This window comes from Streptomyces sp. NPDC088746, assembly GCF_044751065.1.
In the GTDB taxonomy this organism is placed as follows: domain Bacteria; phylum Actinomycetota; class Actinomycetes; order Streptomycetales; family Streptomycetaceae; genus Streptomyces.
Map to the genome: position 1 here is coordinate 100,250 of NZ_JBIVLA010000011.1, position 24,570 is coordinate 124,819.

Annotated in this window: 19 protein-coding genes; 4 read left to right on the plus strand and 15 right to left on the minus strand. The window is 68.7% G+C overall.

What is annotated here, in order from left to right:
• Nucleotides 1-6 precede the first annotated feature (6 nt).
• The 11 genes from ACIP63_RS34855 to ACIP63_RS34905 all read right to left on the minus strand — a co-directional run bounded on the left by ACIP63_RS34855 (nt 7) and on the right by ACIP63_RS34905 (nt 13,739).
• Nucleotides 7-1,575, minus strand: a complete 1,569-nt coding sequence (locus ACIP63_RS34855; RefSeq protein WP_401524033.1) for an acyl-CoA carboxylase subunit beta — start codon at nt 1,573-1,575, stop codon at nt 7-9.
• Nucleotides 1,572-1,841: a DUF6059 family protein gene (locus ACIP63_RS34860; RefSeq protein ID WP_401524036.1), complete on the minus strand. Its 270-nt coding sequence runs from the start codon at nt 1,839-1,841 to the stop codon at nt 1,572-1,574. Before ACIP63_RS34860 ends, ACIP63_RS34855 begins: the two co-directional genes overlap by 4 nt.
• A gap of 135 nt (nt 1,842-1,976) precedes the next feature.
• Nucleotides 1,977-2,732, minus strand: coding sequence for a 4'-phosphopantetheinyl transferase family protein (locus tag ACIP63_RS34865; RefSeq protein WP_401524039.1), 756 nt, complete (start codon nt 2,730-2,732; stop codon nt 1,977-1,979).
• Between the two features lie 116 nt (nt 2,733-2,848).
• The gene (locus ACIP63_RS34870; RefSeq protein ID WP_401524042.1) at nt 2,849-4,621 is read right to left on the minus strand and encodes an acyl-CoA dehydrogenase; all 1,773 of its coding nucleotides are present in this window, start codon (nt 4,619-4,621) and stop codon (nt 2,849-2,851) included.
• 13 nt (nt 4,622-4,634) lie between these two features.
• Nucleotides 4,635-5,603: an SRPBCC family protein gene (locus ACIP63_RS34875; RefSeq protein ID WP_401524045.1), complete on the minus strand. Its 969-nt coding sequence runs from the start codon at nt 5,601-5,603 to the stop codon at nt 4,635-4,637.
• Between the two features lie 264 nt (nt 5,604-5,867).
• Nucleotides 5,868-6,128 carry an acyl carrier protein gene (locus ACIP63_RS34880; protein WP_401524048.1) on the minus strand — a complete coding sequence of 87 codons (261 nt, stop codon included), beginning with the start codon at nt 6,126-6,128 and terminating at the stop codon, nt 5,868-5,870.
• Nucleotides 6,129-6,223: 95 nt separating this feature from the next.
• Nucleotides 6,224-7,006, minus strand: a complete 783-nt coding sequence (locus tag ACIP63_RS34885; protein WP_401524051.1) for a thioesterase II family protein — start codon at nt 7,004-7,006, stop codon at nt 6,224-6,226.
• Between the two features lie 92 nt (nt 7,007-7,098).
• Complete coding sequence (locus ACIP63_RS34890) at nt 7,099-7,920, minus strand: BTAD domain-containing putative transcriptional regulator (protein WP_401524053.1); 822 nt, start codon at nt 7,918-7,920, stop codon at nt 7,099-7,101.
• Nucleotides 7,921-8,148: 228 nt separating this feature from the next.
• Entirely contained in the window at nt 8,149-8,970 is an 822-nt protein-coding gene (locus ACIP63_RS34895) for a BTAD domain-containing putative transcriptional regulator (protein WP_401524056.1), read from the minus strand.
• Between the two features lie 1,218 nt (nt 8,971-10,188).
• Nucleotides 10,189-11,481, minus strand: a complete 1,293-nt coding sequence (locus tag ACIP63_RS34900) for an McrC family protein (RefSeq protein ID WP_401524059.1) — start codon at nt 11,479-11,481, stop codon at nt 10,189-10,191.
• Nucleotides 11,478-13,739: an McrB family protein gene (locus ACIP63_RS34905; RefSeq protein ID WP_401524062.1), complete on the minus strand. Its 2,262-nt coding sequence runs from the start codon at nt 13,737-13,739 to the stop codon at nt 11,478-11,480. The genes ACIP63_RS34900 and ACIP63_RS34905 overlap by 4 nt, the downstream gene beginning before the upstream one ends.
• Before the next feature lie 133 nt (nt 13,740-13,872).
• Between ACIP63_RS34905 and ACIP63_RS34910 the strand changes: the two genes are divergently transcribed.
• Together ACIP63_RS34910 and ACIP63_RS34915 are read left to right on the plus strand one after the other, a co-directional pair.
• Nucleotides 13,873-14,592 (plus strand): hypothetical protein, encoded by a 720-nt coding sequence (locus tag ACIP63_RS34910; RefSeq protein WP_401524064.1) that lies wholly within the window; start codon nt 13,873-13,875, stop codon nt 14,590-14,592.
• Between the two features lie 142 nt (nt 14,593-14,734).
• Complete coding sequence (locus ACIP63_RS34915; RefSeq protein ID WP_401524067.1) at nt 14,735-15,166, plus strand: hypothetical protein; 432 nt, start codon at nt 14,735-14,737, stop codon at nt 15,164-15,166.
• Between the two features lie 181 nt (nt 15,167-15,347).
• On the opposite strand, the gene ACIP63_RS34920 is transcribed toward ACIP63_RS34915, so the two are convergent.
• Both ACIP63_RS34920 and ACIP63_RS34925 read right to left on the minus strand, forming a co-directional pair.
• Nucleotides 15,348-15,560: a hypothetical protein gene (locus ACIP63_RS34920; protein WP_401524070.1), complete on the minus strand. Its 213-nt coding sequence runs from the start codon at nt 15,558-15,560 to the stop codon at nt 15,348-15,350.
• Nucleotides 15,561-15,656: 96 nt separating this feature from the next.
• Nucleotides 15,657-19,082, minus strand: coding sequence for a HelD family protein (locus ACIP63_RS34925; protein WP_401524073.1), 3,426 nt, complete (start codon nt 19,080-19,082; stop codon nt 15,657-15,659).
• A 323-nt stretch (nt 19,083-19,405) separates the two neighbouring features.
• Here ACIP63_RS34925 and ACIP63_RS34930 point away from each other — a divergent pair, with 323 nt between their 5' ends.
• Nucleotides 19,406-19,900 carry a hypothetical protein gene (locus ACIP63_RS34930; RefSeq protein WP_401524076.1) on the plus strand — a complete coding sequence of 165 codons (495 nt, stop codon included), beginning with the start codon at nt 19,406-19,408 and terminating at the stop codon, nt 19,898-19,900.
• A gap of 41 nt (nt 19,901-19,941) precedes the next feature.
• On the opposite strand, the gene ACIP63_RS34935 is transcribed toward ACIP63_RS34930, so the two are convergent.
• A complete protein-coding gene (locus ACIP63_RS34935; RefSeq protein ID WP_401524079.1) occupies nt 19,942-21,267 on the minus strand; it encodes a hypothetical protein in 1,326 nt (441 codons plus the stop codon).
• Nucleotides 21,268-21,931: 664 nt separating this feature from the next.
• Here ACIP63_RS34935 and ACIP63_RS34940 point away from each other — a divergent pair.
• Nucleotides 21,932-23,266 carry a hypothetical protein gene (locus tag ACIP63_RS34940; protein ID WP_401524082.1) on the plus strand — a complete coding sequence of 445 codons (1,335 nt, stop codon included), beginning with the start codon at nt 21,932-21,934 and terminating at the stop codon, nt 23,264-23,266.
• Nucleotides 23,267-23,981: 715 nt separating this feature from the next.
• On the opposite strand, the gene ACIP63_RS34945 is transcribed toward ACIP63_RS34940, so the two are convergent.
• Nucleotides 23,982-24,554, minus strand: coding sequence for a hypothetical protein (locus ACIP63_RS34945; protein WP_401524084.1), 573 nt, complete (start codon nt 24,552-24,554; stop codon nt 23,982-23,984).
• Nucleotides 24,555-24,570: the final 16 nt, after the last annotated feature.

Here is a 24,570-nt window from a genome sequence, read left to right on the forward strand (position 1 = left end):
CGTCCTTCACACCGGTGGGTTGCCGTGCTTGCGGGAGGGGAGGTCCGTGTACTTGGGCCGGAGCATGGCGAGCGCGCCGATGAGCGCGGAGCGGGTGGCCGCAGGGTCGATGACGTCGTCCACCAGGCCGCGTTCAGCGGCGTAGTAAGGGTGCATCAGCTCGGTCTGGTACTGCTTGATCTTCTGGGCCCTCACGGCGTCCGGATCATCCGCCGCGGCGATCTCCCGTCGGAAGATCACGTTGGCGGCTCCCTCGGCGCCCATGACCGCGATCTCGTTCGTCGGCCACGCCAGGGAGATGTCGGCGCCGATGGAACGCGAGTCCATGACGATGTACGCGCCGCCGTATGCCTTGCGCGTGATCAGCTGCACGCGTGGGACGGTGGCGTTGCAGTACGCGTAGAGCAGCTTCGCGCCGTGCCGGATGACACCGCCGTGTTCCTGGTCCACACCTGGCAGGAAACCGGGGACGTCGACGAGGGTCACCAGCGGGATGGAGAAGGCGTCGCAGAACTGCACGAACCGGGCAGCCTTCTCGCTGGCGTGGATGTCGAGCACGCCCGCCAAGGCGGCGGGCTGGTTGGCGACGACACCTGTCACATGGCCGTCGAGGCGGGTCAGCGCGCACACGACGTTGGCCGCCCAGTCCGGCTGGATCTCGAAGTACTCGCCGTCGTCGACGATCTCCTCGATGACCGCCCGCACGTCGTACGCCTGGTTGGGGTTGGCGGGGACGATCTCCTGAAGGGCCCCGGTGAGCCGGCCGGCCGGGTCGTCAGTGGGCTGGTGGGGCGCCGTCTCACGGTTGTTGGACGGCAACAGGGAGAGCAGGAACCGTACGTCTTCCAGACAGGCGGTCTCGTCGTCGTGGGCGAAGGCCGCGACGCCGGACACGGCGGAGTGCACATCGGCTCCGCCCAGCCCGTTCTGAGTGATCTCCTCGCCGGTGACGGCTTTGACGACGTCCGGTCCGGTGATGAACATCTGCGAGGTCTCGCGCACCATGAATATGAAGTCGGTGAGCGCGGGCGAGTAGGCGGCGCCACCGGCGCACGGGCCGAGCATCACAGAGATCTGCGGAATCACTCCGGAGGCGAGGGTGTTGCGCCGGAAGATGCCGCCGTAGCCGGCGAGTGCGGTGACGCCCTCTTGGATGCGCGCGCCGGCGCCGTCGTTCAGCGACACCAGCGGGGCACCCGCCGCGAGTGCCATGTCCATGATTTTATGGATCTTGGTGGCGTGCGCTTCACCGAGGGCGCCGCCGAATATCCGGAAGTCATGGGCGTAGACGAACACGGTCCGCCCGTGAACCGTTCCCCAGCCGGTGACGACGCCGTCGGTGAACGGGCGCTTGTTCTCCAGGCCGAAGCCGCTCGCACGATGCCTGCGCAGGGCCTCGATCTCATGGAACGAGCCCTCGTCGAGGAGCAGGTCGATCCGTTCTCGGGCAGTCAGTTTCCCCTTTGCGTGCTGCCGGGCCGTGGCCTGCTCGTCAGGGCCGGCGACGGCCTCCTCCTTGAGCTGGGCGAGTTCGGCGGCCCGGTCGGATGCGGCTGCGGCGGTGTCGGTGATCACGCGATCTCCTTCGGGTTCAGAAGCCGGCGTGCCAGGTCCCGTTCTTCCGCGCTGAGCGGGATGTCGGGGCGTAGCTGTTCGGGATGGCCCGGCGGGGGCCGGAGCATCACCCCTTGCCCGGCCGGGTCATCGGGTGGGGGGACGTGGACCCATATGGCACCGGCAGCGGCCAGTGACCGGCCGACCCATCGCAGGAAAGCGGCGGTCTTGGACCAGAAGGCCACATCCCTCTCCGTAACCGAGGACCCGATCGTCTGTACGGGCACGAGGGGTCCTCCTCGATGTGATGTCGGACGGTTCACGGTCACACGGTGGGCTCAAGACCTCTTGGAGGTGGGCTCAAGGCAGCGCGCCGCGCACAACGCCCGCCATCGCCGCAGAGGCCCTGGGTCCGGGAGCGGTCACGGCTCCTGGCACAGCAGTCGCGACACCAGGCTCATGGACTCCTCGTCGCACAGGCCGTCACCGCCGAACTCAGGGGGCGCCTCGGGAACGGCGTCGTGGCAGGCCACGCTGACGAGATACCGGTCCAGGGCCCGGTAGGCGCCGAACGCCCACGCGCCGAGGGCAGCCGGGGCACCGTCGGGTGCGAGCAGACCACTGTGACCGTTCGTAGCGATCTCCCCTTCGATCACGTGGGGGATGTCGAACTCGGTGAAGAGCAGGCGGAGTCCCTGCCCCAGGGCCTTGGTGTAGGCCTCCTTCAGGGTCCACAGGCGCAGCATGGCAGCTGTCAGGGCCGGGCCCTCGACAGCTCCCAGGACTGCCTGCTCGCCTGGCGTGCACACGCGGGAGCGCATCACGTCGAGGGAGAGGGAACGTGACAGCGGCTCCGCGTCGACGCCGATCCGCCCGGTGCGGCTGATGCCGACCACGATGAGTTCGTCGGTGTGGGCGAGACTCACGTCGATCTGGCGCAGGCCGCGCAGATGCGGGCGCCCGCCGATCTTGTAAGCGAGATCCAGTTCCGCGGCGTCGGTCTCCAGAGCAGCCGCCGCCGTGTGTTTCAGGAGGAGCCTCGCGGCGGCGAACCGATGTCGCACGGTGGGGTCGCCGGTACGCCGGTAGCGCTGCCAGTCGCGGCCGAGCAGGTGGCGCAGCCGGGGTTCGGTGACGAGAGCGGGCAACCACTCCCCCCAGGTGGTGAAGACGACCACGCTGCCACACTCATCCCAGGCACGGTGGAGTTCCTGCCAGGGGCCGCCCGGGCCTCCTATGTGCACGGGGTGCGCGATGCGCGGCGCCCCGGCCTTCCCGAGGCGTTTCCGGTGCCTCACCGCGTCAGCTCCGCGCCGTCGAGGTCGAAGCCCCGGCCGGTGCGATGGCGGCTCAGCAATTCGTCGAGGACGCCGGTGACGCAGTCCTCCGGTCGGTTCGGTACCTCGATGCCCGCCCGGTAGGCGAGGCGGGACAGGGCGAGCAACGCCCAGCCCGGGTCGGCGAGGAAGGACGCTCCGTCTTCCTCGGCCTCCCAGGTACCCAGAACGGCTGCCGCGGTCACGACGAGCCCGTACCGATCGCTCAGCGCCGCTGTCCAAGGGCCGGACATCGAAGCTCCGAACCGCCCGGGCAGGGCACGGCACTGCTCGCGCAGGACGCGGAGTTCGCCCAGGAATCCGTCGGCGAACCGCCCCAGCAGGGCCGTTCGCCCGTCGGCGGCCCGGGCGCACGCGATCCGCTCGGCGGAACCGGCCAGGTACGCGGCCAGGAAGTCCGCGTCCCCGGCGAACGTCAGCAGCCGGTGATCCAGCCCCGGCAGGTCGATGCTTTCCCCGAACAGACCCGGAGGCGGTTCAGCCTCCACGAACCACGAGCGGTCCGCCAGTGTGCGCAGCTGCGGGACGATCACCGCCTGGCACGCGGCTGCGCCTGCCCGGCCGAGTCCCGCAGCGGGCAGGTCGCGAGTGAGCTTGGCAAGCAGGCCATGGGGAAGACCATCGCCTTGCCGGCCCGCCGAGCCGAGGACGGCGGAGAGTTCGTCCAGGGCGTCCCCGAGCAGGGCCGAGATCATGTACGTGGCCGCCACGGTCGGGACGTGAGCCCGTTCGGGGACCAGGCTCGCGGCCCGCAGGCATGCCTGTGCCAGGGCGTCGCAGGCGAGCAGATCGGCGAAGACGCCGGCGAGCGGCCGGCGCCAACAGCGGGCCGGCGACGCGGCGCTGTTCGCGGTGGCGGCGCTCACGGCCGAACGCAGCACCGGGTCGACCGCCGCGGTCACCGCGCCGGCGAGCAGACACCTGTTGATGTGGTTCGTGCGCAGGGCCAGGGCGACGCCCTCTCCGGCGCGGCCCACAAACGCGTCCTCGGGCACGGGGCACCGGGTGAACCGCAGGCCCGAGAAGACTGCCGCGCGCAGTCCCGGGGTGACCGCACGCGGCAGCAGGCGCATGCGCCCGGCGGGGAGCCGGGCGGGATCGAGGAGCAGCGCGGAGTGGCTGTGGGGCCCGGCCGTGGTGGCGGTCGCGGCGTGGAGGACGAAAGCGCCCGCCCGCTCGGCGTCCATGATCACGTCCTTGCAGCCGTCGAGGACCGGTCTCCCGTCGGCCGGCCGACGCAGGGTGAACCCGTCCCGCGACACTCCACCGGCCGGCCCGAGGCCTGGGTGGACGACGGTGATCCGGCCGCCACCGAGCAGCAGTGCGGCGACCGAACTCTGCTGGGTGGCGTTGCCGGCCGCCCATACCGCCGAGGCGGCGAACGACGAGGAGATGCATCCGAGACCGAGGGCCACGTCGCGCCGGAACACGGGACGCAGTACCCGCATCAGCAGATCGGCACGGGCCAACGTGCCCCCGTGCCGGACGGGGACGAGTTCGCTCCCCATCCCTGCCACCGCGAGCAGTTGCTCGGTTTCCACCGGTGGACGCCGGTCCCTGTCGAACTCGGCCAGTGCGGTGAATCCGTGCGGGTTTCCCGGGTCGAGGGGGTCGCCGAGCAGCCCGTCGAGGAGGGCAGCTCGCCGCAGCGCGGTGGCCCGGTCATGCGTGCCGGCGGCTTGTTCGAGGGTGTTCCGGGAACTCGATGGGGGGTCCGCGGAGGGGGGCATGTGCGGCTCCCGGTCATGACTTCGGAGTGATCCTGCGGACGGCGCTCTGCGCGTGCTGCCGGGCCAGCCGGAGGATGGCGGTGCTGTCCCGGCTGAGTACCTGGCGCGCGTGCCGGTGGGCACCGGTCGCGTCGGCGTGGGTGCCCAGCGCCTCCGTCATGTCCTGTCGGTGCAGCACCGCTTGGTGCCGCGCGACGACGGTCACGCCGGTCGCGTCGGGCTCGACCGACCATTCACCGGTCTGCGCGGCTGTCGACGCGAGCGGCTCGGTCAGCTTGTAGACGATCCGGCCGCTGTGGGGGAAGCACACGCGTACGGCCTCGGCGGTGTGCGTGCGGCCGTCGTCCGTCGCCGTATCCATTCTGATCTTCTGGATTCCGGGGGTCTCTTCCATGAGATCGAGGCGTCTCAGCCACGGGAGCTGTCCGGACCAGTTCTCCATCCTGTACAGGAAGTCGTAGACGAGCTCGGCCGGCCCGTCGACGCGCAAGGTGTCCTCGACCGCGACGACGCGTTCGTCGAGGGTGGTCCAGAGTTCGGCCAGGTGTTTCACGTTCGTCAACAGGGCACGGAGATCGGTGTCCCGGGCCAGTTCCAGCCAGGTGGCACCGGCGCCGCGTCCTGCGGACACCGGAAGGGCGTGGTGCAGGGTCAGGCGAGACGAGCCCTTCGGAAGCTCTTCGACGACCCAGGAGCCGGACACCCCTTGCATGTGTGGTGCGGGCATCGCCTGACGGAAGTCGATCCGTCGCGCGGCGGGGTCGAGTGTGCGCCGGGTGACCCAGGAAGTGACCTCGCCGTACGCGAGCGCCCATATACGCAGGCGCTGATCGGCACCCTCCAAATCCAGTTGCTCCACGTGTACCGTCGGGGCGAGGAACAGCGGCCAGCGCACCGCGTCCGCGACGATTCCGTAGACGACTCCGGCGGACGCGGTTATGTCGACACGGTGGGACGTGCGGTGGAAGGCCGTCTCGGGCATCGTTGTCTGTTCCTTTCTCCGGCACACGTGACCGACCGTGGGCCATGCCACTCGTGAAACGGTCAGCTGCGGATGGAGACCGGATCATCGTGGGCTGCGGCGGGAGAATCTGCCGGGAGTACCCGCGCCGCTGCTCGGGTCCCCATGTTTCGTGGAGGCTGAGTACTGGCTACCGGAGTGACGTAGGGGACCTCGCCCCGTCTGGCTGGGGCGGACCCAGCGGGCCCGCCCCAGGGTGCGGTCTTCCTCTGCCGACCGTCTGGATCAGGCTGTGGCGCGCGTGGACAGCGCCCTGTTGACGGCCACGATGTACTGGCGTGGGGTCTCGGCCTCGTCCAGTGCCTCCTCGTCGAGCGTGACACCGGAATCGCGCTCGATGATGCCGGTGACCTGGAGCAGCGACAGGGAGTCGTAACCGAGTTCGGCGAACCCGATGTCCAGCACGTCAGCGTTCAGCTCATGGGTCTCGCTGCCTCCGCTGCTGCGCAGAAGGTCGATCAGGGTCGTGATGTCGAGCTGCTGCATGATGATGTCTCTCTCCTCGTGCTGAGCACGATTAAGGGTTCGGGTCCCTGTGGATCGGTGAGCCGGGCCGGCCGTTCGCCGGCGGACGGCACCTTTCAGGGCTGTGGGGCGGGGGCCGGCACCGACGCGCGCCCGGCTACGGCCTCGAGTCGCCGCACGACGCGGCAGGCTCGGCCCGTCAGACGAGGCAGCACGCCACCGCGCACGAAGAAGTGGTCGCCGGCCACGGTGCGGGTCGCGACGGGCCCGGCACTCCACCTGCGCCAGCCGGCGACCGTGGCAGGTGACACCAACGGGTCGCGGTTCCCGGACACTGCGAGCAGTGGAACCGGTAGCGGCCCGTGCGCGGCCGCCGATGTACGGGCGGCGATGCGTAGCGCACCGGCCAGGCGCAGGTCGTCGCGGAGCACAGGGAGCGAGGCACGACGCCAGTACCGCCGCGCTTCGGCGCCGTCGGGCAGCGCTCCCATGATGTGGAGCATCTCCAACAGATCGTCGTCGGAGCTCTCGCAGGCGTCGGAAAGCTTGCTGGTCTCGTCCGGGGGTGGGCAGGCGCCCACCGCGAGGAGCGCGGGCAGTGGCATCCCTTCTTCGTGCAGAGCCTGGGTAAGGGTGTGGGCCACCATCGCACCGAGGCTGTGCCCGTACAGCGCGTACGGCTGCCCGGCCGTGACGCTGATGCGGTCCATCAGGTGCGCGACCAGTGAGTCACGGCCGGTCAGGCGTGGTTCCTGACGCCGACCCCCGCGGCCCGGCAGCAGCACAGGCACGGGTTCGACGCCCGGACCGGTTCTACGTGCCCAACCGTGGAAGACCGAAACTCCTGCCCCGGCGTGCGCGAAGCAGTACAGCCGCACGGGCTGTCCTGTGTCCGCCATCTCTGCTCTCCTCGGCCCGTCGGAATCGCGCGTGCCTGTTCAGGCTCGCTGACAGCCCTAGAGGCGGGCTCGAAACTCGACCGGCCGGCACCTCAGGCGGCGTAGAGATCGAAGGTCGAGCCGCGCCGGGGCCCGGTGGACAGGTCGAGGGCAGGATCCACTGCGAGCATCGCCTGGTGCATACGCTGCATCTGCGGCGACGGCTCGACGCCCAGCTCCTCGATGAGCCGCATCCGCAGCTTCCGATAGAGGTCGAGAGCCGCAGCCTGCCGACCCGACCGGTACAGAGCCACCATGGCCTGCGAGTGCAGCCCTTCGTGGTGCGGGTGGCGTGCCGTCAGGTCCCGGAGCTCGGCGGTGATCTCGCAGTGCCGCCCCAGGCGTAGGTCGGCGTCTATGCGTCGCTCCACCGTGACCAGCCTGCTCTCCTCCAACCGGAGCACCTCTATGGTGAGCGCGGGGCCGACGCGCACGTCGACCAGGGCGGGCCCCCGCCAGAGGGCAAGAGCCTGACGCAGGGTCTGGGCGGCGCCTTCGTCGTCCCCGGCTTCGAAGGCCGCCTGCCCCGCCGACACCCTTCGCTCGTACTCGTGCACGTCCGCGCTGTCCGACGGGATCTGCAGCACATATCCGCCGTGCCGGGTGGCGAGTACGTCCTTGGCGGTGTGCGGCGCATCGGGCCCCATGGCAGTGCCCAGCCGACGCCGCAGCTGCAATATGTAGGTCTGCAGCGTCGTCAGGGCGCTGACCGGCGGGTCAGCGCCCCAGATCTCCTCCATCAGCGTCGGCACAGGCATGATCTGCCCCGGGTACAGCGCGAGAAGCGACAGGATTTGTCGGGGTTTTCCCGCTGTGGGAACGATGGAGACACCATTGACGTCAGCATTGAGCGGCCCCAGAACCCGGATCCTCATTGACGTTCTCCCATGACTCGTCGAGAGCTTCTCGTTTTGATCTCCGAAGCAAGGCATACGGACTTCTTTGTCCGCATCTGCGTGCACGGCCTCAAGCACCGTACTGACTGAAACAGGGCGCCTCGGATTTCTTGAGTCTTCGTCAAGCGGATCTCCGCCAGGCCGCGTGCCGCTGCGGCGCGCTCCCCCCTTCACCTGCGTCAATCGCTGTAACGCGTCCTTGAAGGGTCAGACGACACGGACCACACGGGAGCCGGGCTCAGCGGCCGTTGACCCTGTGTGGGTGTGGGCCAGCAGTATCGAGCGGTGCAGTTGGCGAAGCACGACCGAAGGTTCCAGGCCCGACTCGCGTGCGAGAGTCCCGCGCAGCTTCCGGTAGACGTCCAGTGCTTCGCTCCAGCGGCCCGAGCGCTGCAGGGCGATCATGAACTGTCGGCACAGGTTCTCGTGGGTGCGATACCGGCTGACCAGAACGGTCAGCTCGGCGAGCAGTTCCCGGTGCCGTCCCAGTTGCAGATCCGCCTCGATGCGCTGGTCGAGCGCGCACAGCCGGCTCTCCTCCAGGCGTGCGGCCTCCAACTCCATTTGCTTGCCCAGCTGGACGTCGGCGAAGGGCGCCCCGCGCCACAACACGAGCGAGTCGCGCAGCAGCCGCGCACCGTCCGCGTGATCGCCCTCGCCGACGGCTCGGTAGCCGAGTCCTGCGAGCCTCTCGAACTCCTTCGCGTCGCTGGTTCCGCCCCTGGTGTTCAGGAGATAGCCCCCGGGACACGTCACGAGGATGTCCTTGGCCGACACGGCTCCAGGGCCTTGTGCAGCCAGGGCGCCGGTGATGAGCTCTCGCAGCTGGAGCACGTACGTCTGGAGGGTGGTACGGGCGCTGCGCGGCGGCCTGCCGGCCCACAGCTCCTCGATCAACGCGGACACGGGCACAACCTGGTCGGCGAAGAACGCCAGGAGTGCGAGCACCTGTCGCGCCTTCGGCGCGGTGGGCGTGATGGAGACCCGGCCCTCCGTCACGATCAGAGCTCCCAGAATTTCGATATCCACGTTGCTTCCCCCTGTAGTTTCGTCAGCCTTTTTCGGACCCGCGGTCGAGACGGGTCGGTCCTCCTGAACGAGAAAAGAAGTCTGTGCAGGCGGGCATCTTCCTTCCACACATGGCCGAGGAGAGTCTTCTCACGTTTGGCAGTCGGTCGAAGCGATCGCCCCGTCCAGGGGCTCACGGAAGTCGACCCGACCGCTTTGCGGAATCCGGTGGCTGTCTGAGCGGATTCGGAGACCGGCATCCGCCACTCAGGTCCCGGGCGGCGGACGCCTCGTCACACCGGCGCTCGCCGAGCCGTCCTCCCGGCTGGATTGCTCCGTGGCACGACCCGGCAATCGGAGACGGGACTTCTCGCTGACACGGCGACGGATGGACACCGGAAACCTCGACAATTGCAAAGCCTTCGGAAATAGTTCGGTCATACGCGCTGAGTGCACTGCCGTACAGGCGAAGCCCAGAACTCCCGTCCGCAGTCTTGGCATGACCGGACTCCGTCCCGGGTGCCACGCGAGGCCGAGATCCTGCGGGGTGCGAAGGGAGCCGCGGTCAGCGTCACCGAAGGTGGCGGCGGCGCTGACCTGGCCTTCCTGGCAGGAGGGACCGACGGCAGGAACGTGCGGGGCGCACCGCACTCGCCGCTCGGGGCGAGGCGCTCTTCCCGCGGATCCCGGATCCCATCCGAGCGAGGCCCTTTCCTCCCAGTCCCGTCCCTGCACATACGATCGCGCCCACGGCACAACAACAGCACCCTCCCCCGCTCAATCAGCCGCACCCCAATTGTGCAGCTGATCCATCAAAGCAGCAGCCCCCGCCAACACGTCACCCGAAGATCAATTTCGGTCACATGGCTTAAAATCGAACAGCTTCTCGCCCGTGCGACACCGATGTTTCAACGGCGGAATGTTCCTGCTGGTCGGGATGCCTGTCGGGACCGTAAACGGGGATACGGAGGAGTGCCTCGAGGCGGCAGGCGGCGTCATCACGACCCGCGCGCAGCAGACGTTCCCAGAGATTAGGGGCAACGCTGAGAACATAACTCCGCGACGAAAGCACCGTGGGGACCGAAGGTATCTCTTCTCAGTAGCCCGCTGCTTTCAACCGGAGGCAAAGATTTCCCTTTCAAAGGACAAGTGAAGAAGTCAACTCCTGATTGCACTCGCGGCGATCGGTCCGTCCTTTCGTGCGATGCTGCGACCGCTGCGAGCCCGCACGCGGGCCAGCTACTGCGGGAGCGCGCTCCCGCCCTCGATCTCTCTGAGTTGTGAGCTATGGGCCTTGCATGCCTGCCCGGGCGAAGCTGTCGGGGCGGCCGTCGCCGTTCTGCCGGCCAGGGCGGCCAGGGCGGCCATCTGCGCCAGGAGGCCGGCTGGGGGCTCGTTCAGGTTCAGGGCGTGAGCGGTGATCGTGACGGGGGAACAGCGGATCACGTGGTCGATGGAGGCCGTGCCCGGGCCGGCCGCCGCGTAGATGAGGTGGCCGTGGCTGATGCCCAGGGCGGTGCAGTAGGCCAGGAGTTGGTAGAGGTGTTCCACGGGTGGGGACGTGACCTTGAGGTACGTGTACTTCGCGTCCATCACCGAGATCGGACGGCCCCCGCGGTACAGGACCAGGTCGGGGCGGAAAGCGGCCCGACGCGCCTCGTCCAGGCGGTGGACGTCCTGGGGAGCGCAGCGGATGCCGTGGCGGGCCAGGGCTTCGCCGAGTGTCACCGTCACAAAGCGTTCGAAGACCTTCGGCAGGTCCAGCAGGAAGCCGTCCGCCGGGATCGGAACGCCTCCTTCCTGTCGTATCGAGCGGCCGGACAGAAGGAGTTCAGCCAGCCTGAGGGCCGGGGCATAGCGGGCGTTGAGTCTCGTCGGGATCCAGGCGGGAAGCGGTTGGCCGGGGTGAGGCGCGCGGACACCGTGAAGGCGGTGGGCGAGGTGGCGGAGGGTCAAGCGGGTCGAGTCCAGTACGCCCGGCAGGTGAGCGGCCAGATTCAGGGCAGCCAGCAGGATGCGGTTCTCGGGGATGTCCGGGGTGTGGTCGTCGTACCGGACCGATATCGGCAGCGGCAAACCGGTGCGGCGGAGTTGGTCCGTGGTGCGGATACGGCCCCTGATCAGGGGCAGCTCCTCGGCCACCTCGCTGTAGCCGTGCAGGACGCCCGCCTCCAGGGTGCGGCGGGCGGTGCGGGCCAGCAGGTCGGCGAGGGCGGGGAGGAGGTCGTCGGCTGTCGCCGCAGTGACCGGCTCCGGGTGCCAGGGGTCGGTGGAGGAGTAGGAGAGGAGGAAGAGGAGGTCTCTGATGGGGAGTTTGGGGCGCAGCCGGAGGTGGACCGCTCCGCCGGACCGGGTGGGCAGACGGATCAGGCCCACCTTCTGGTTGCCCCGCACATTCCAGCGCCCGCCCGGTGCCGGGGTCAGCCGTACCAGGTCCGGCACGGCGACCAGGGCCGCCACCTGGTCGCCGGTCAGTTCGTACGCGCTGCCGGGGCCGGTCTCCTGGGCGGTGAGGGTGAGGTCGGCGCTCACGATTCGACGGCCGGGAGCGGGGAACCGACCGGCCGGCCCTGCGGGGCGGCGGCCTGGGACGGGAATCCGGCCGAGGGGCCCGGCAGCGCGACGGCCGCCCGCAGGGAGTCCAGGCCGTACTCCACTTCGACGTCGACGCCGGTGCCGTAGAGCTGGTCCTCCAGGAGCGGCAGGATCTGGGTGCGCCAGATGAGGTCCAGGCCCCCGGGGCGGGCCACGCCGGGCTTCATCAGGTACGACGGGCCGATGGCACGGTCGGCGTCGCCGAGGCGGGAGTTCAGCTCGTCCAGCAGCCGGGCGGCGGTGTCCGGGAGACCGCGGGCCTGTAGCCAGCGGGCCAGCAGACCTTGCACCGGCGGCTTCTCTGGGGACAGCCGGCGGAAGGCGAAGCGGCGGCGCATCGCCGCGTCGACCAGCGCGATGGAGCGGTCGGCGGTGTTCATCGTGCCGATGAGGAAGAGATTGCCGGGCAGATGGAACGGATCGTGCGGGCTGTACTGCACGGTGATGGGCTCCTCGCGGTACTCCAGCAGGAAGTACAGCTCGCCGAAGACCTTCGCGAGGTTGGCCCGGTTGATCTCGTCGATGATCAGGAAGTACGGATTCGCCGGGTCCTTCCGCGCCCGCTCGGCCAGCAGTCTGAACGGACCGGGCAACACGTCGAACATCACCGAGCCTCCGTCGCCCCGAACTGGACGGAAGCCCTCGAAGAAGTCCTCGTAGGTGTAGGAGGGGTGGAACTGGACCAGCTGCACCCGGTCCGGACCCGCCAGATGTCTGGCCAGCGCACGGGCGACGTGGGTCTTCCCGGTGCCGGGCGGCCCGTGGAGCACCAGCTGAAGCTGGTCCTGCAGTTGTTCGGCGGTCTCCCGCAGCCACTCCAGCGGCATGAGCAGTTCGTCCGCCAGCTCCTGGGTGATCGGCGGGAACTCAAGGGGCTTGGTGACGTCGACCTCGGCGAGTACATCGTCGACCGCGTCCTCCAGACCCGCACGCTCCGCCAGCTCGGCGGCCACACTGCTGATGTCGTACACCGCCGGCGGCAGCGGCAGCCTTGCCTGGACCTTCTCGGGGAGGTCGGCCCGGACCAGGGGGCGGTCGGCGGTCGCCCAGCGCACCGGGAGACGGCGGGCGTTGTCGAGGCCCTCGGAGGCGTCGTACGTCGGTGCGCCCTGCACGGTGCCGACGTGTACCTCGTCCGGGGTGACGGTGACGACCAGGTCGCCCGGCTGCATGACGGTCAGGAAGACATGCAGCTGATAGGCGGCCGCCCCGCGCAGCTGGGCGGTGGCCTCGGGCATGGCCTCGGCGACCGCCTGCCGGACCTGCTGCTTGGTGGCGCCGACGGGGATCTCCGGGGCCTCCCGCCAGGAGAGCGAGCAGTAGCCCTGCCTGAGCCAGGCCGGGATGAAGTCGTGCCCGTCGACGTTGTGGCCGCGGACCAGCCAGCCGCGCTGCTCGTGCGTTACGGCGCCCTTGCGCCAGCGGCCGACCCAGGGCTCGTCGTAGAAGTCGACGGGCCGGCCGACCTGGACCTCCAGCGTTCTGCTGAGCGTCAGCAGGTCCTTGTCGTCGTTGCCGGTGGACTCGGAGAGCTCGTCCGCGAAGGCCTTGAGAATCTCGTGCTTGTGGTGGGCGCTGGCGATGGGCTGGAAGTGGTCCGGAAAGAGGGCGAAGAGCAGTACATGGATCTGGGCACGGCCCTTCTTGTGACCGACGGAGTCCTGGATGCCGAAGCAGAGCTTCCGGAAGCGCCAGGGGTCCTTGAGGAGTGCCTCCCGCTCGGTGGGCTCCGTCCCGGCCAGTCGCTCGACAAGGAGAACCAGGATCTGGAACTGCGCCCAGCGGTAGTTGAGGAACCCCTGCCCACCGTGGAGGAAACCCTTCAGTGCGGGCTCCATGTCCGGGGGCACATCCATACGGCGGTCGGCCCAGGACAGCACCTCTCGGAGTATCTGAAGTTTCCGCCGAAGACCGATTTGCTCGGGGACCAGAGGGGCCATGTTCACGAAGAGCAGTTCGGCGGCGAGGACGATCGTTTCGTCGGGGGCGTCGGTGAGCTGCCGGCGCAGCTTGACGAGAAAGGTGTCCGACGATTCGTCGGGCCGGTCAACGAAGCGGGCGCGCAGATCGGACGCGGTCGCCTCGGTCCAGGCTGCCAGTTCCGGCTGGAACGCGGACTTCCCGCTCCTTAAGCCACCGCGGAAGACTTGCTGCACCACGGCCGCGACCTCGGCGCCGTCCGGTCGTCTCGCCACACTGCCACCCACCCCTCGAGTGTTTCGAAGTGCCCACCCTAGTGAGGGGGTCGGAGGTCTGATAGGTCATGCAACGGGGTTCAGGGCTGCGGGGTCGTCCCCGGTTGCCTCAGGACGGTTAGATGCTCAGGTGGTGAACTGGGCACAGATGTACGACTGCTACGGAGACGTCGATCGCGTCCCCGAGCTCCTGGCGAGGGTCGAGCGCGAGGACGATGCAGAGGCATGGGATGAGCTGGGTTACCGGCTGATCCTCGAACACGACTTGGTGTTCCCCGCCAGTTTCGCCGCACTGCCGCGCCTGGTACATCTGGCTTCGCGGTGTGCGGCGGCGCGCGAGCTGGCTGGGGCGATCGTCCGGCGCGCGGCAGGGAACCACGGCTGCGACGATCTGCTGGCGGGCTGTGTCGCAGCGATCGCGGAGTTCCGTGAGCTGCTGGATCGGCACCTGCGGTCACGGCCGGGCGACTACCTCGTGACCTTCCGCGCCTTGATCGCCGTCGAAGGGCACTACCACTGGAGTGCGGCCCTGGGGGACTTCTCGGACGACTTTTACCAGGTCACCTGCCCGCACTGCGCCGTGGAGGTGACGATCGCCATCGGCGACCACGGACGCTATTCAGCCATCCGGGACTGGAACCTGGGCGACGTGGACCGACGCGCCTTGAGGCCGGTGCCCGCCGAGGAGCTCTCCAGCACCGGCCGCTGGATGTACGAGACTGTCTTGCGGGACGGGGAAGTCGTGCTCGCCGACGGAATCACCCATCTCTTCGGCCAGGCGGAGTGCCCACGCTGTGCCAGCGTCTTCAACGTCGCCGACGAGTACGCGTCATCCAATCGCCCTCCGATCTGAGCGGTGTACCGGAAGCGAGTGGCTCTGTCTCAGGTCCAGTTCAAAAGCTGGGTCGAGGCGACCGCGACAGCGCTATGGAATGCACAGGCGACAGCTCCCAAATCGATTGCCCTCGCTGCCCGGCACCGTGTGACATGTGGGCATGAGCAGAATGGCGCAGGTCATCGTGTTGGCGCGGTACGAGGACGAGGTGATGGAGCCGCTGACGCGGCCGGACGAGACCCGCACCTGGAGCGGGTGTTTTGTACAGATCCCCTGGTTCGTAGGGGGCTGGCACATCGAGTTCGGACGGTGGAACGGGCGCCGCGGCGTGCTCAAGGACCTGGAGTCCCTGCCGTGGAACGAGCCCGCCTGCGTGCAGGTCATGCTGCACGACGAGGACGACGACCTGTTCGGTCTGTGGATGTTCCGCGGCGAGGTCCTCGTCGAGGTGGGCATTCCCGGCACCCAGCGAGTGCACACCGCTACCTCGCTACGGGACGCGGACCCCGGCTTCCTGGTCCGGACCGGCCTGGGAAGGGGTGAAGACCGGCACTCGCCGGAGCACGTACAAGACCCGCGGTCGTGCTGGTGACCCGGTCCAGACCGGGCCTCGCGGCACGGACCTCAGCCTCGGTCACAGGATGAGGTGAATCGTGCGTCCCTTCTCCGCGTCAACAGCTCGCCTGGAGTGGAACCCCGTGGTGCAGTCGGAGCGGTGATCGTTCCCCCCGGACCAGCGGTGATGAAGTGCTGGTCGGCCACGATCGTGGTCCTCACTTCTCGATGAGGCGGTACTGAACGGGCCGGTCCTGCACCTTGACCAGCAGACCGGTTTTGGCGAGGCGCCGATAGGTGCCGCGCACGTGCTTCTCGTCGGGGGTGTATCCGGCATCGCGCAGGACGGTCACGCCGCGGATCGTGCCCCACAGGCCACCGAGCGTGCGAATCGAGTGCTCCAGGCTGGATCTCTGGGAATCGTGGCTCATGGTCGCTCTCCCCTGCTCGTATGGTGCTTGCGGACGTGATCGCGGGCGCTGGACGAGCGGCGGCGTAGCCAGCCATACGCTGTACCGGCAGCGGTTTCATGCCTGAGGGCGGCCGAAGGCGGCGTCGGAATCGTCGCCGCCCCACCCACCCCGAGTACGCCACATGACGTGAACTCCGAAGACCTCGCGCACGGTCTCGGCAGCCCAGTCCTCGGTAGGCGGCTCGCACAGAACCAGGTGCAGGCGGTCGGCCGGCGTGTGCAGGGTGTGGTTGATCTCGAGAAGACGGGTCGCTCCCGAGCGGAGATCCTCGTACGCGGAGTGGCCCACTCCCAGAACCTCGTAGACGTACAGCCCGTCGCCCACGGTGCAGAGGACGTCGACGGCCTCGGAGTCGTTCGGCTGAAGGTCCGCCCACAGCAGCTCCGACTTCAAGGCGTGGCGCACCGCCTCGTGCTTCTTGCAGGTGCGGTCGGCGGCGGCCGAGGCCTCCAGGGCGCGCAGGAAGCCTTCCTTCGAGGTCACGGCCGGTACGGCGGGTGCTTCTTCGACGGTGGTCACGAGTTCGGCTTCCTTCTGATCTGCGTGCTCGGGCTGGTGGGCGGCGGGTTCGGTGGTGTTGTCGAGGGTCACGGCGTCGGCCAGGCGGGTGCGGAGCGTCTTCTGTGCTTCAGCCAGAGCCGCGGCCCATCCGGACTCGGCGAGTTCGGCCCGCAGGCGGCCGGTCTCCAGTGTGCTGTCCTTCAGCGCGCGGTTGGTGCGTGATGCGAGGTCTCGCAGCACGCCCAGGCGCTGCCGGTCGGGGGAGCCGAGGACGCGGTACACGTCCACCCAGTCCGCCTGGTCGCGGCGGAGGATGCGGTTGGCCATGCCCTGCAGATCGGACAGCCGGGCGCGGGCATCTGCGACAGCACCCTGCTCGCCGACGACGAGGTCGTCGAGCACGCCGAGCGCCGCCAGATAGCGCTGAGCCATCTTCGTCGAGATGGGCAGGCGGCCCCGACTGTCAGTGGTGAGCACACTCTGGCCGGTCTCGTTGGCGAACACCCAGCAGTCCAGTTCGTCGCCGGGGCGGGGAGGCGTGGAACCGTGCCGGACCGTGAGGGCCAAGGGCCGGTCCGTCTCGGGGCTGAGTGCCTGAACCTTGTAGCGGCCGCCCGGCCCGGGGCCGAGCACCCGGACGCGGATGTCTGCCCCGATCTCGGGGACGTCGCCCCGGTCCGTACCGGATCCTGTCTCGGCGGAGGGGGCGTCCTGGTGGCCGGGATCCGTCTCCGTGAGGACATCCGGAAGCGGCGAGGTGTGCAGCACCGTCAGGCTCTGCGTGCTGCGCGTGAGGGCGATGTACAGCTGCCGCAGGCCGGTCGGACCGCGGTCGGCGAAGGTGGCGGGCTCGAGGACCAGGACATGGTCGTACTCCATGCCCTTCGCTTGAGCGGCGGCCAGAACAGACACCGCCTCATGGCCCGTTCCCGCGAGGTCGGCGCCCTCATCGAGGCGACGGCTGATCTCCTCCAGCCAGGGCGAGTCGTCGGGGACGATGACGGCGACGGAGCGCGGTGTGTTCCCGTCGCTGGTGCCGACCAGGCGGGTCATCTGGGTGAGGGTGTCGTCGAGCAGCTGCCCCGGTTCGGTCGCCACTGTTCGTACGGCGTCCTTCCCCGCTCTTCGCACAGCCTGCGGGTACAGCTGTCCCGGGGCGACCGCGCCGGCGAGGGGCGCGACGAAGTCCATGATCTCGGCCGGCACGCGGTAGCTGGTGTTGAGCTCGGCGACGCGCCAGTCCCCGTGATCGGACAGAAGTGCGCCGAGAGGGTCCCAGCTGAGGTGGGTGTGGGGGCCGGTGGCCTGGGCGAGGTCGCCGAGGACCGTCATGGAGCCGCCGACGGCGCAGCGGCGGCGCAGCGCGCGGGCCTGCAGCGGGGTGAGGTCCTGGGCCTCGTCGATGACGATGTGCCCGTAACGGCGGGGTGTCTCCCCCGCAATGAGGAACCGGAGTTCTTCGAGACAGACGTGGTCGTCGAGACTCCAGGGCTCGGCGTCGGCGTTGGCGGCCCGGGGCCGGTGCAGGGCTGCCTGCTCGTCGGCGTCGAGGATGCCGTCCGCGCAGGCGTGCAGGAGGTCGGGCGAGTCGTAGAGGCTGCGCAAGGCCTCCCTTGCGCCGGGCGACGGCCAGATGCGTTCGACGAGCCGCTCGACGCGGCGGTTGCGTTCGAGGTCGCGACGGATCGTGCCGCCCTGGCCTCGCCGGGGGGCGACGGTGGCCAGTTCCTGGAGGAGTCGGTCGACGAACAGACTGCGGAAGCGTTCGCGGCGCTGCCGGTAGGGGCCGTCAACGGCGCGTGCCTCGTCGAGGAGTGTGAGGACCTCGGACTTCGGCACGCGGAGCGTCGTACTCCCGGCGGTGACGACGACGGCCGGCTCGTCGCCCTCGTAGGAGGGCGCGGTGGTGAGGTCGTCGAGCGCCTCGGGACGGCAGTCGCTCTCGACACGGCGCTGCAGCACGGCCGCCATCCGCTCGTCGGACTTCACCTGCCGCGCCTGCGAGGAGTCGGTGCCGAGGGTCTCGCCCTCCCACAGCCGGTTCAGCTGGACGACGTTGACGTCGCGTGTGCCGAGCGTGGGCAGCACCTGACCGACGTAGTCGAGGAATCTCTGGTGGGGGCCGATGACGAGGATGTCCTGGGCCTTGAAGTGCTCGTTGTTGACGAGCCAGGTCACGCGGTGCAGCCCGACGGCGGACTTGCCGGTACCAGGGCCGCCCTGCACGACGAGGATGTCGGAGGGCGAGCCGGTGACCAGGTCCATCTGGTCACGGCGGATGGTCTCGACGATGTCCCGCATCCGGCCGCCGCGCGAGCGCCGCAGCTCGCGCAGCAAAAAATCGTCCGGCTGGAGCGGCTTACGGCGCTGGTGACGGACGACGTCGCCGGGCGTCGGGGAAGGCGGACGTCCCACGGGCTGTTCGTCGCCCGGTTCCGGACGCGTCGCGAGGGGTGTCTCGCGGGCCGTCTGCGAATCTGCCACGGCCACGTCGTCCGCGGCCGGGCGCGGCTGCGGGACGGATGCGGGGGAAGGGTCCGCAGCTGCGATCTCGTCGAAGTAGTCCTGGACGACACGCTGTACGCAACGCAACCGCCGCCGCAGAACCACCTCCCCGGGTGCCTCGGGCAAGGCCTCGGCCCACTTCTTGGCGAGCGTGCTGGTCCACAGCAGGACCACCGGATCGTTCTTGGCATCGCGCACACCCCGCCGACCGATGTACCAGGGACGCGGCTTCACGCCCGGGTCATCCGGCGCGTCCACCCGGGAGAAGACCAGCGCCTCGTCGCCGAGCCCTCCGTACGCTTCGGCCTGCGCCTCCGCGTGCATCCGGTTGGCGATGCCGTCCTTCCCGCTCGCCGAAGCCGTCGCGGCCGACGTCCCGGTCATCTCGGCCAGCTTCGCGGTGTAACAGGCGTACGCGTGGTCCACCGCCGTCTGCTCGGTGGCGATTACCTCGTCGTGCGTGGTGGTGCCCATGTGCATCCTCCCTGCGGGCGCCCGTGAGCGCCGCTACGGGCCTGCGCCCGTACCCCGCTGCAACAACTATCAGAAGCCGGACGGTGACAACTAGTCATATGCCAAGTTCGCGTATCAGCTCCCCGACCTCGGCACGCCTGACGCTCACCTGATCGCGCGGGGGCCCGATCTCGTACTGGTGGTGTGGCCCGCAGTTCGATACGACACAGGCTGGGCAGACGTGGGCGTGTGCTGCTTCCGGGAGGCTAGGCCGTCTCTCTCGGATCTTGTCGCTGCTTTCCCCCGCCTCTCTGTTCCCACCCGCCGAGCGGCAGGATGGACGGATGGCGATGAGCGAGACGGAACTGCTGGCCCTCCTGCGTGAACTCGACGACCCCGAGCGGCTGGAGTGGCCGCTGAACTACGACCGCGCCGCAGCCAGCCTCACGTTCAGCAGGCTGGTGCGCCGGCTCGAGGCGGACTTCGGGGTCCAGTGCGAGTTCGAGCAGGAAACGCAGGACTCCAGCGAGTACGGGCGTGTACGCGTGCCAGCCGAGGCGACGCTCTGTGGGACGCGGATCGTGGTCTGCGTGAGCAAGTTCGGCTCTCTCGCCGAGGTCTGCGCCGACAATCCAGGGGCCTACTTCGGCACGGACGACGCCCGAGAGGAAGGCGCGCTGGACCCCTCCGACCTTGCCACCGTGGAGCGAGCGCTGGACGAAATCGGCTACGTGAGCGTCCCCGAGGAACTGCTGGAAAGCGACTACGAGGGCCCAAGTGCGCTGGTGCTGTTCGAAGCGCGGCCCACTTGGTGGACGCGGTTCTTCGGCCTTGCGTGATCCGCCTGCCCGGCGGGATCTCGCAGCAAGAACGGTTCCGACTACCCCCACCGGCCGGCTGCGCGGAGATCGGCGATAGACGGCATGCTGTCCATCGCTTCTTCTGCACGTCCGTGTTTGATGAGTAGCGTGGCCACCTCCCACGCCTCCACGTCGGCATCTGCCCGGAGCAGGCCGAGAGCCTCGTCTACGCGTCCTGACTGCTCCAGGATCCACGCGGTGCTGGATGTCAGCCCGTACACGTCCGTCGGTAGGGTCTTGGCGTAGGCGAGGGCTTCCTCGTACCGGCCTGCCTCGCCCAGCAGCCCTATCCGGTTCGTGTGGAACCAGGACGGGTGCTCGTCGATGTACTCGGCATCGCGCTCGTCGAGGATGGCCAGGGCGTCATCGAAACGCCCGGCCTCGGAAAGAAGATGGATGACGCTTTCGAGAAGGCAGGCGTCGTGGTGGTCGAACGTAGGTCGTCCCACCTCGACGGCCTCCGCGATCCGACCCTGCCGCCCCAGCAGCTCGATCAATGGCCAGCGGAAGCGATCCCACCCGTCAGCCGCGATGAAACGGCGCAGGACGGTCTCGGCCTCGTCGGCCTGACCGAGGTCTTCGAGTGCCCTGGCGTAGTACGGCAAGCCGACATGCGCGTGCTCCCCGGTGCCCAGTTCGCGCAGTTCGTCCATGCGCCCGTTGCGCTGGCAGAGTTCGGCATAGGCGGTGAGCGTGTTCTGGACCAGGAAGTGACCGGCGGCTATGTCTGCCCTGAGTACCCGGACGGCCTCGTCGACGCGGCCCGCGCGTTCCAGGACCTGCGCCTGCAGGTCCTGCGCGTTATTGGCATCGAGGTTCCATCGTTCCTCACCGCGGGCGGTGCGGGCCCGCTCGGCCTTCGGTGCGAGCAGTTCAAGTACCAGCTCGTCCCGGTTCTGTCCCTCGGTCAGCTCGACCAGGGTGGACAGGAGCCATCCCCGGTCCAGATGCGGGGTCAGCACGGCGATCGCTTCATCCACCTGTCCCGCCTTGACCAGCAACTCCGCGAAGTTGCGGCACACGTGCTCCGACGCCAGATCCGTATCGTCCGGGCGGCCCCAGTCCAGCGCCTGCTGTACCCGTCCCGCCTGCAGCATGATGTCGGCAGCCGCCCAGCGTGCCGGCTCCCAGCCAACCTCGACAAACGGTTCCAGCACGCTCAGAGCCCGCTCGAACTCCGCCATCTTGCCCAGCTCGCGCGCTGCCGCCCTCGCGCAGGACCACGCTCCCCTCGAAGCCGCCCGGACCAGTATTTCCACGTGCCCTTGCTCTACCAACAGGTCCACCAACACGGGCGGGTATCCACCGAGACTCCGTGACTGCCACTTGAGATCATCAATATTCACGGGCTGAGCGTACGGCCGCCCACTGACAAACCAGCGGCACCATACTTCGGTCGCTGAGCCAGCCGATCGTCGACAATGCGCCTCCCTCTAGCCGTTTCAACGCTCCTCAACTGCGCCGCGTTGACTGGCGCGCAGCAGGTCGTCCATCACGACAAGGCGAACGTTGCCTGATACAGCACTGATGGCCCTGGCGTCGGTGAGCGCCTGCCCGGTCGGATCCGCCAGGTGCTTGACGGGGCCAGTCGGTAGACAGCACCGCGAGCCGGTTTCATCTGATTTTCAGCTGCAGTCGCCAACGGCGCCTCACCGCTCCTGGGCGTCGGCGCGGCCCGTGGGCGTCAGCTGGGCATGTTCCGCGGGGAGTTGAACCGGGCGCTGGAGCGGGGCGTGCATACAGGCGGCATGGTCGCGTTCAAGTGCCCGCCGTGGAGGCGGGATGGCCCGTGGAGCCGCTCGAGAACGTCCCTGTTCGCCGGGCAGGGCCACCATCGCTCGACTGATCAAATCCTGCGCGCCAGGCGATGACACACAGATACGATGCGCTCGCCGCTCGTACAGACGTACCCATCGGGGCACCCTGCGTGCGATCAACGGGAGGAATCACTTGACCATGTCCTTCGGCGCGAGACCGCGTGCAGTTCTCGCCTCTCTGGGAGCTGTTGCCATGGCGCTGGCCGGCGCCGCAACCCCGGCGAACGCGGTCGACGGGACGCTCACCCCACCGACTCATCTGTTCAATGAGTACAGGCACTGCGCGACGGACGCACAGCAGCCTTCGTACCGGGGGGCCCGCGAAGGTCTGCTGGTGGAAGGCATCCCCGGAGTCACAGAGGCCACGGGAGGCGCCCGCGTCAGCGTGCGGTACCAGGTCTGGCCGGTAGCCGATCCCTCGAAGATCACCACGGTCACCCGCGACTACGCCACCCCCGGATTCGAGGCTCCCGCCACCCTTCCGGCAAGCGCGTTCGTCGATGGGCAGAGCTACGCGTGGCAGGCGCGGACGGTGGCAGGGGATGCGGTCTCGGACTGGTCAGCACCCTGCTATGTCACCGTCGACAACAGCAAACCTGCGAATGCCCCCTCCATCACCTCGTCGAACTACACACCCGAGACATGGAACGAGGGCGGCGAGCCGGTCGAGTTCACGCTCGGCGCGAACGGCGTCGACGATGTCGAGGGCTTCGAGTTCTCCTGGCAGCAGAGCCTGCCGGTCATCGGTACGAGTATCGGTGACCACGGCATTCCGCAGCCCGTCGACCCGTACGCCGATACAAAGTACTTCAAGCGCGCCAACACGCTCGGTGGCTCGACCACGCTCAGTCTGGTGCCGCCGACCGGCTCCGGTCCGATGACGCTGTGGGTGCGCAGCCTGGACCGCGCCTACAACGGGTCGGGGATCGCCAGGTACGACTTCCGAGTCAATTCCACGGCGCCCACCATCTCACCGGCGGTCCCGGAACCCGAGTTCGGTCAGCCTACCGAGTTCATGTTGCGCCCCGACCCCGAGCTGCAGGCGAAGAGCCCTGTCGTGAGCTACTCCGTCAAGACCATCGGAGGTCAGGAAGACAGGACCTTCGACGTCACGGCACGGCCGGATGGCACTGCGACGGTGGAGCTCGCGCTGGATGGCCTCTACAACGAGCAACTCCAGGTGAGCAGCAGGAGTGGCAACGGATGGCTGAGCGACGCAGCGTGGTGGGGTATCAGTTTCGACACCACGCCCGTTGTCTCCTCGGTCACCTACCCTGAAAACGGTTCGGGCGGTGGCATCGGCGTTCCGGGCACCTTCACGTTCACACCCAGGGTGAAGGATGTCGTGAGCTTCACGTACAGCTTCAACAACGGTGACCCGGAGGTGACGGTCCCTGCGGGCGCCGACCACACCGCGAGCATCGACTGGAGCCCGGCCGCGGATGGCTGGCATGACCTCACGGTGTACGCGACGACCCGCTCGGGCCTTCAGCTGGCGCCCTACGACTACTTCTTCACCGTGAACTGAATCCAACCCACCAGAAGGTCCCGGGCCCGGCTCCCCTGCGGAAGCCGGGCCCGCGTCTGCTCAGGCCGGTCAGGCGTCAGCGTCGCTCCCGCGGCGCCCGACGATGCCTGCCCTGGTACCGCAAGGGCCGTACGGACGAGACCGAGTTCCGCTCCGTCACCGACCTCCGGAGACTCGACCTCCATCCATAGAGACCATCCCGCGGGCGCGGGGAACAGTGGTACTGCGTGGGGATCCGGGGGTCCAGCGGGGGGCCATCCCCGCGGGCGCGGGGAGCAGACTGCGTGACCTGCAGGTTCATCGGCGAGGGAACGCGTTTCTGTGCACTTGCACGAGAATCGACACTACAGACATAGTTCAGATATCTCCCAGAGTCCCAGAACTGCTGCGCTGGAACTCCACCGAGATCAGCAGTCGGCCGGGGGCCCGGCAAATAGCTACCTTCGGTGACCACAGACCGGCTTGCACAGCTGTCCCCCACCAGGCAGCACCCGGTAAGGCGTCGCTGCCGGTCGCGGGCCCACAGGGCCGAGACCCAAGTGACCCTCCAGCTCCTGCCGCAGGTACTCTCCGATCTCCGTCCGGTCGGCGCCTCCCCGGAACTTCTGGAGCAGCCTCGTTGAGCAGGCATCACAGGCCATCCGCGGTGGGCTTTACATCCCGAGCCCGCCGTCGTGATCCAGCCGAAGCTCACCGAGCAGCCGAGGCTCATAGCTCAACCCGCCAGCCCGGCGCGCGCCTTCTGCAGCTGCTCGACGCTCACCGTGCCGGTGTCCGGGAGAGCCGCTCCCTCCCACGCCCCTTGGGCGCGCGCGACGACGCCGTCGGCATCGTCCAGGAGGACCTTCTTCGCCATGTTCACCGAGATCGCGCCGTCGCCCAGGTCGACGAGGTGGGCGAGCATCCGCACGTTGTGCTGCCGGTTGCCGGCCTTCTCCTCGTTGTACCGGTAGACCAGCACCCAGCGGCCGACCAGGGACCGGGCCCGCTCGATCAGCTGGCGGCCGCGGTCGGTCTCCTCCTGCTCGGTGCGGATGTTCTCCGCGTCGCCGGACGGCGGCCGCAGGGTGAGCAGACCGCGACGGCTGCTCTCCTCGATCTCGACCTTCTCCAGGAAGGCGACGAACGTCTTGGCGCCCTCCAGCCGGTCGACGTCCTGCGCCGCCTGCTTGGCGATCATGTGCAGGTCGACGGTGAGCGTCTGCACCCGGCGGCCCCAGGAGGCTTCCTCACCGGGCGGGCACGGTCCGGCGGCCTGGGCGGCGGCGATCACGAGGCTGTAGTCCACTCCCCCATCATCGCGC

Excerpts from the sequence above, each read along its gene's own strand:
- ACIP63_RS34870 (WP_401524042.1), bottom strand. The coding sequence starts at position 4,621 with ATGCCCCCCTCCGCGGACCCCCCATCGAGTTCCCGGAACACCCTCGAA.
- ACIP63_RS34875 (WP_401524045.1), bottom strand. The coding sequence starts at position 5,603 with ATGCCCGAGACGGCCTTCCACCGCACGTCCCACCGTGTCGACATAACC.
- ACIP63_RS34880 (WP_401524048.1), bottom strand. The coding sequence starts at position 6,128 with ATGCAGCAGCTCGACATCACGACCCTGATCGACCTTCTGCGCAGCAGC.
- ACIP63_RS34885 (WP_401524051.1), bottom strand. The coding sequence starts at position 7,006 with ATGGCGGACACAGGACAGCCCGTGCGGCTGTACTGCTTCGCGCACGCC.
- ACIP63_RS34890 (WP_401524053.1), bottom strand. The coding sequence starts at position 7,920 with ATGAGGATCCGGGTTCTGGGGCCGCTCAATGCTGACGTCAATGGTGTC.
- ACIP63_RS34915 (WP_401524067.1), top strand. The coding sequence starts at position 14,735 with ATGAGCAGAATGGCGCAGGTCATCGTGTTGGCGCGGTACGAGGACGAG.
- ACIP63_RS34920 (WP_401524070.1), bottom strand. The coding sequence starts at position 15,560 with ATGAGCCACGATTCCCAGAGATCCAGCCTGGAGCACTCGATTCGCACG.
- ACIP63_RS34925 (WP_401524073.1), bottom strand. The coding sequence starts at position 19,082 with ATGGGCACCACCACGCACGACGAGGTAATCGCCACCGAGCAGACGGCG.
- ACIP63_RS34930 (WP_401524076.1), top strand. The coding sequence starts at position 19,406 with ATGGCGATGAGCGAGACGGAACTGCTGGCCCTCCTGCGTGAACTCGAC.
- ACIP63_RS34940 (WP_401524082.1), top strand. The coding sequence starts at position 21,932 with ATGGCGCTGGCCGGCGCCGCAACCCCGGCGAACGCGGTCGACGGGACG.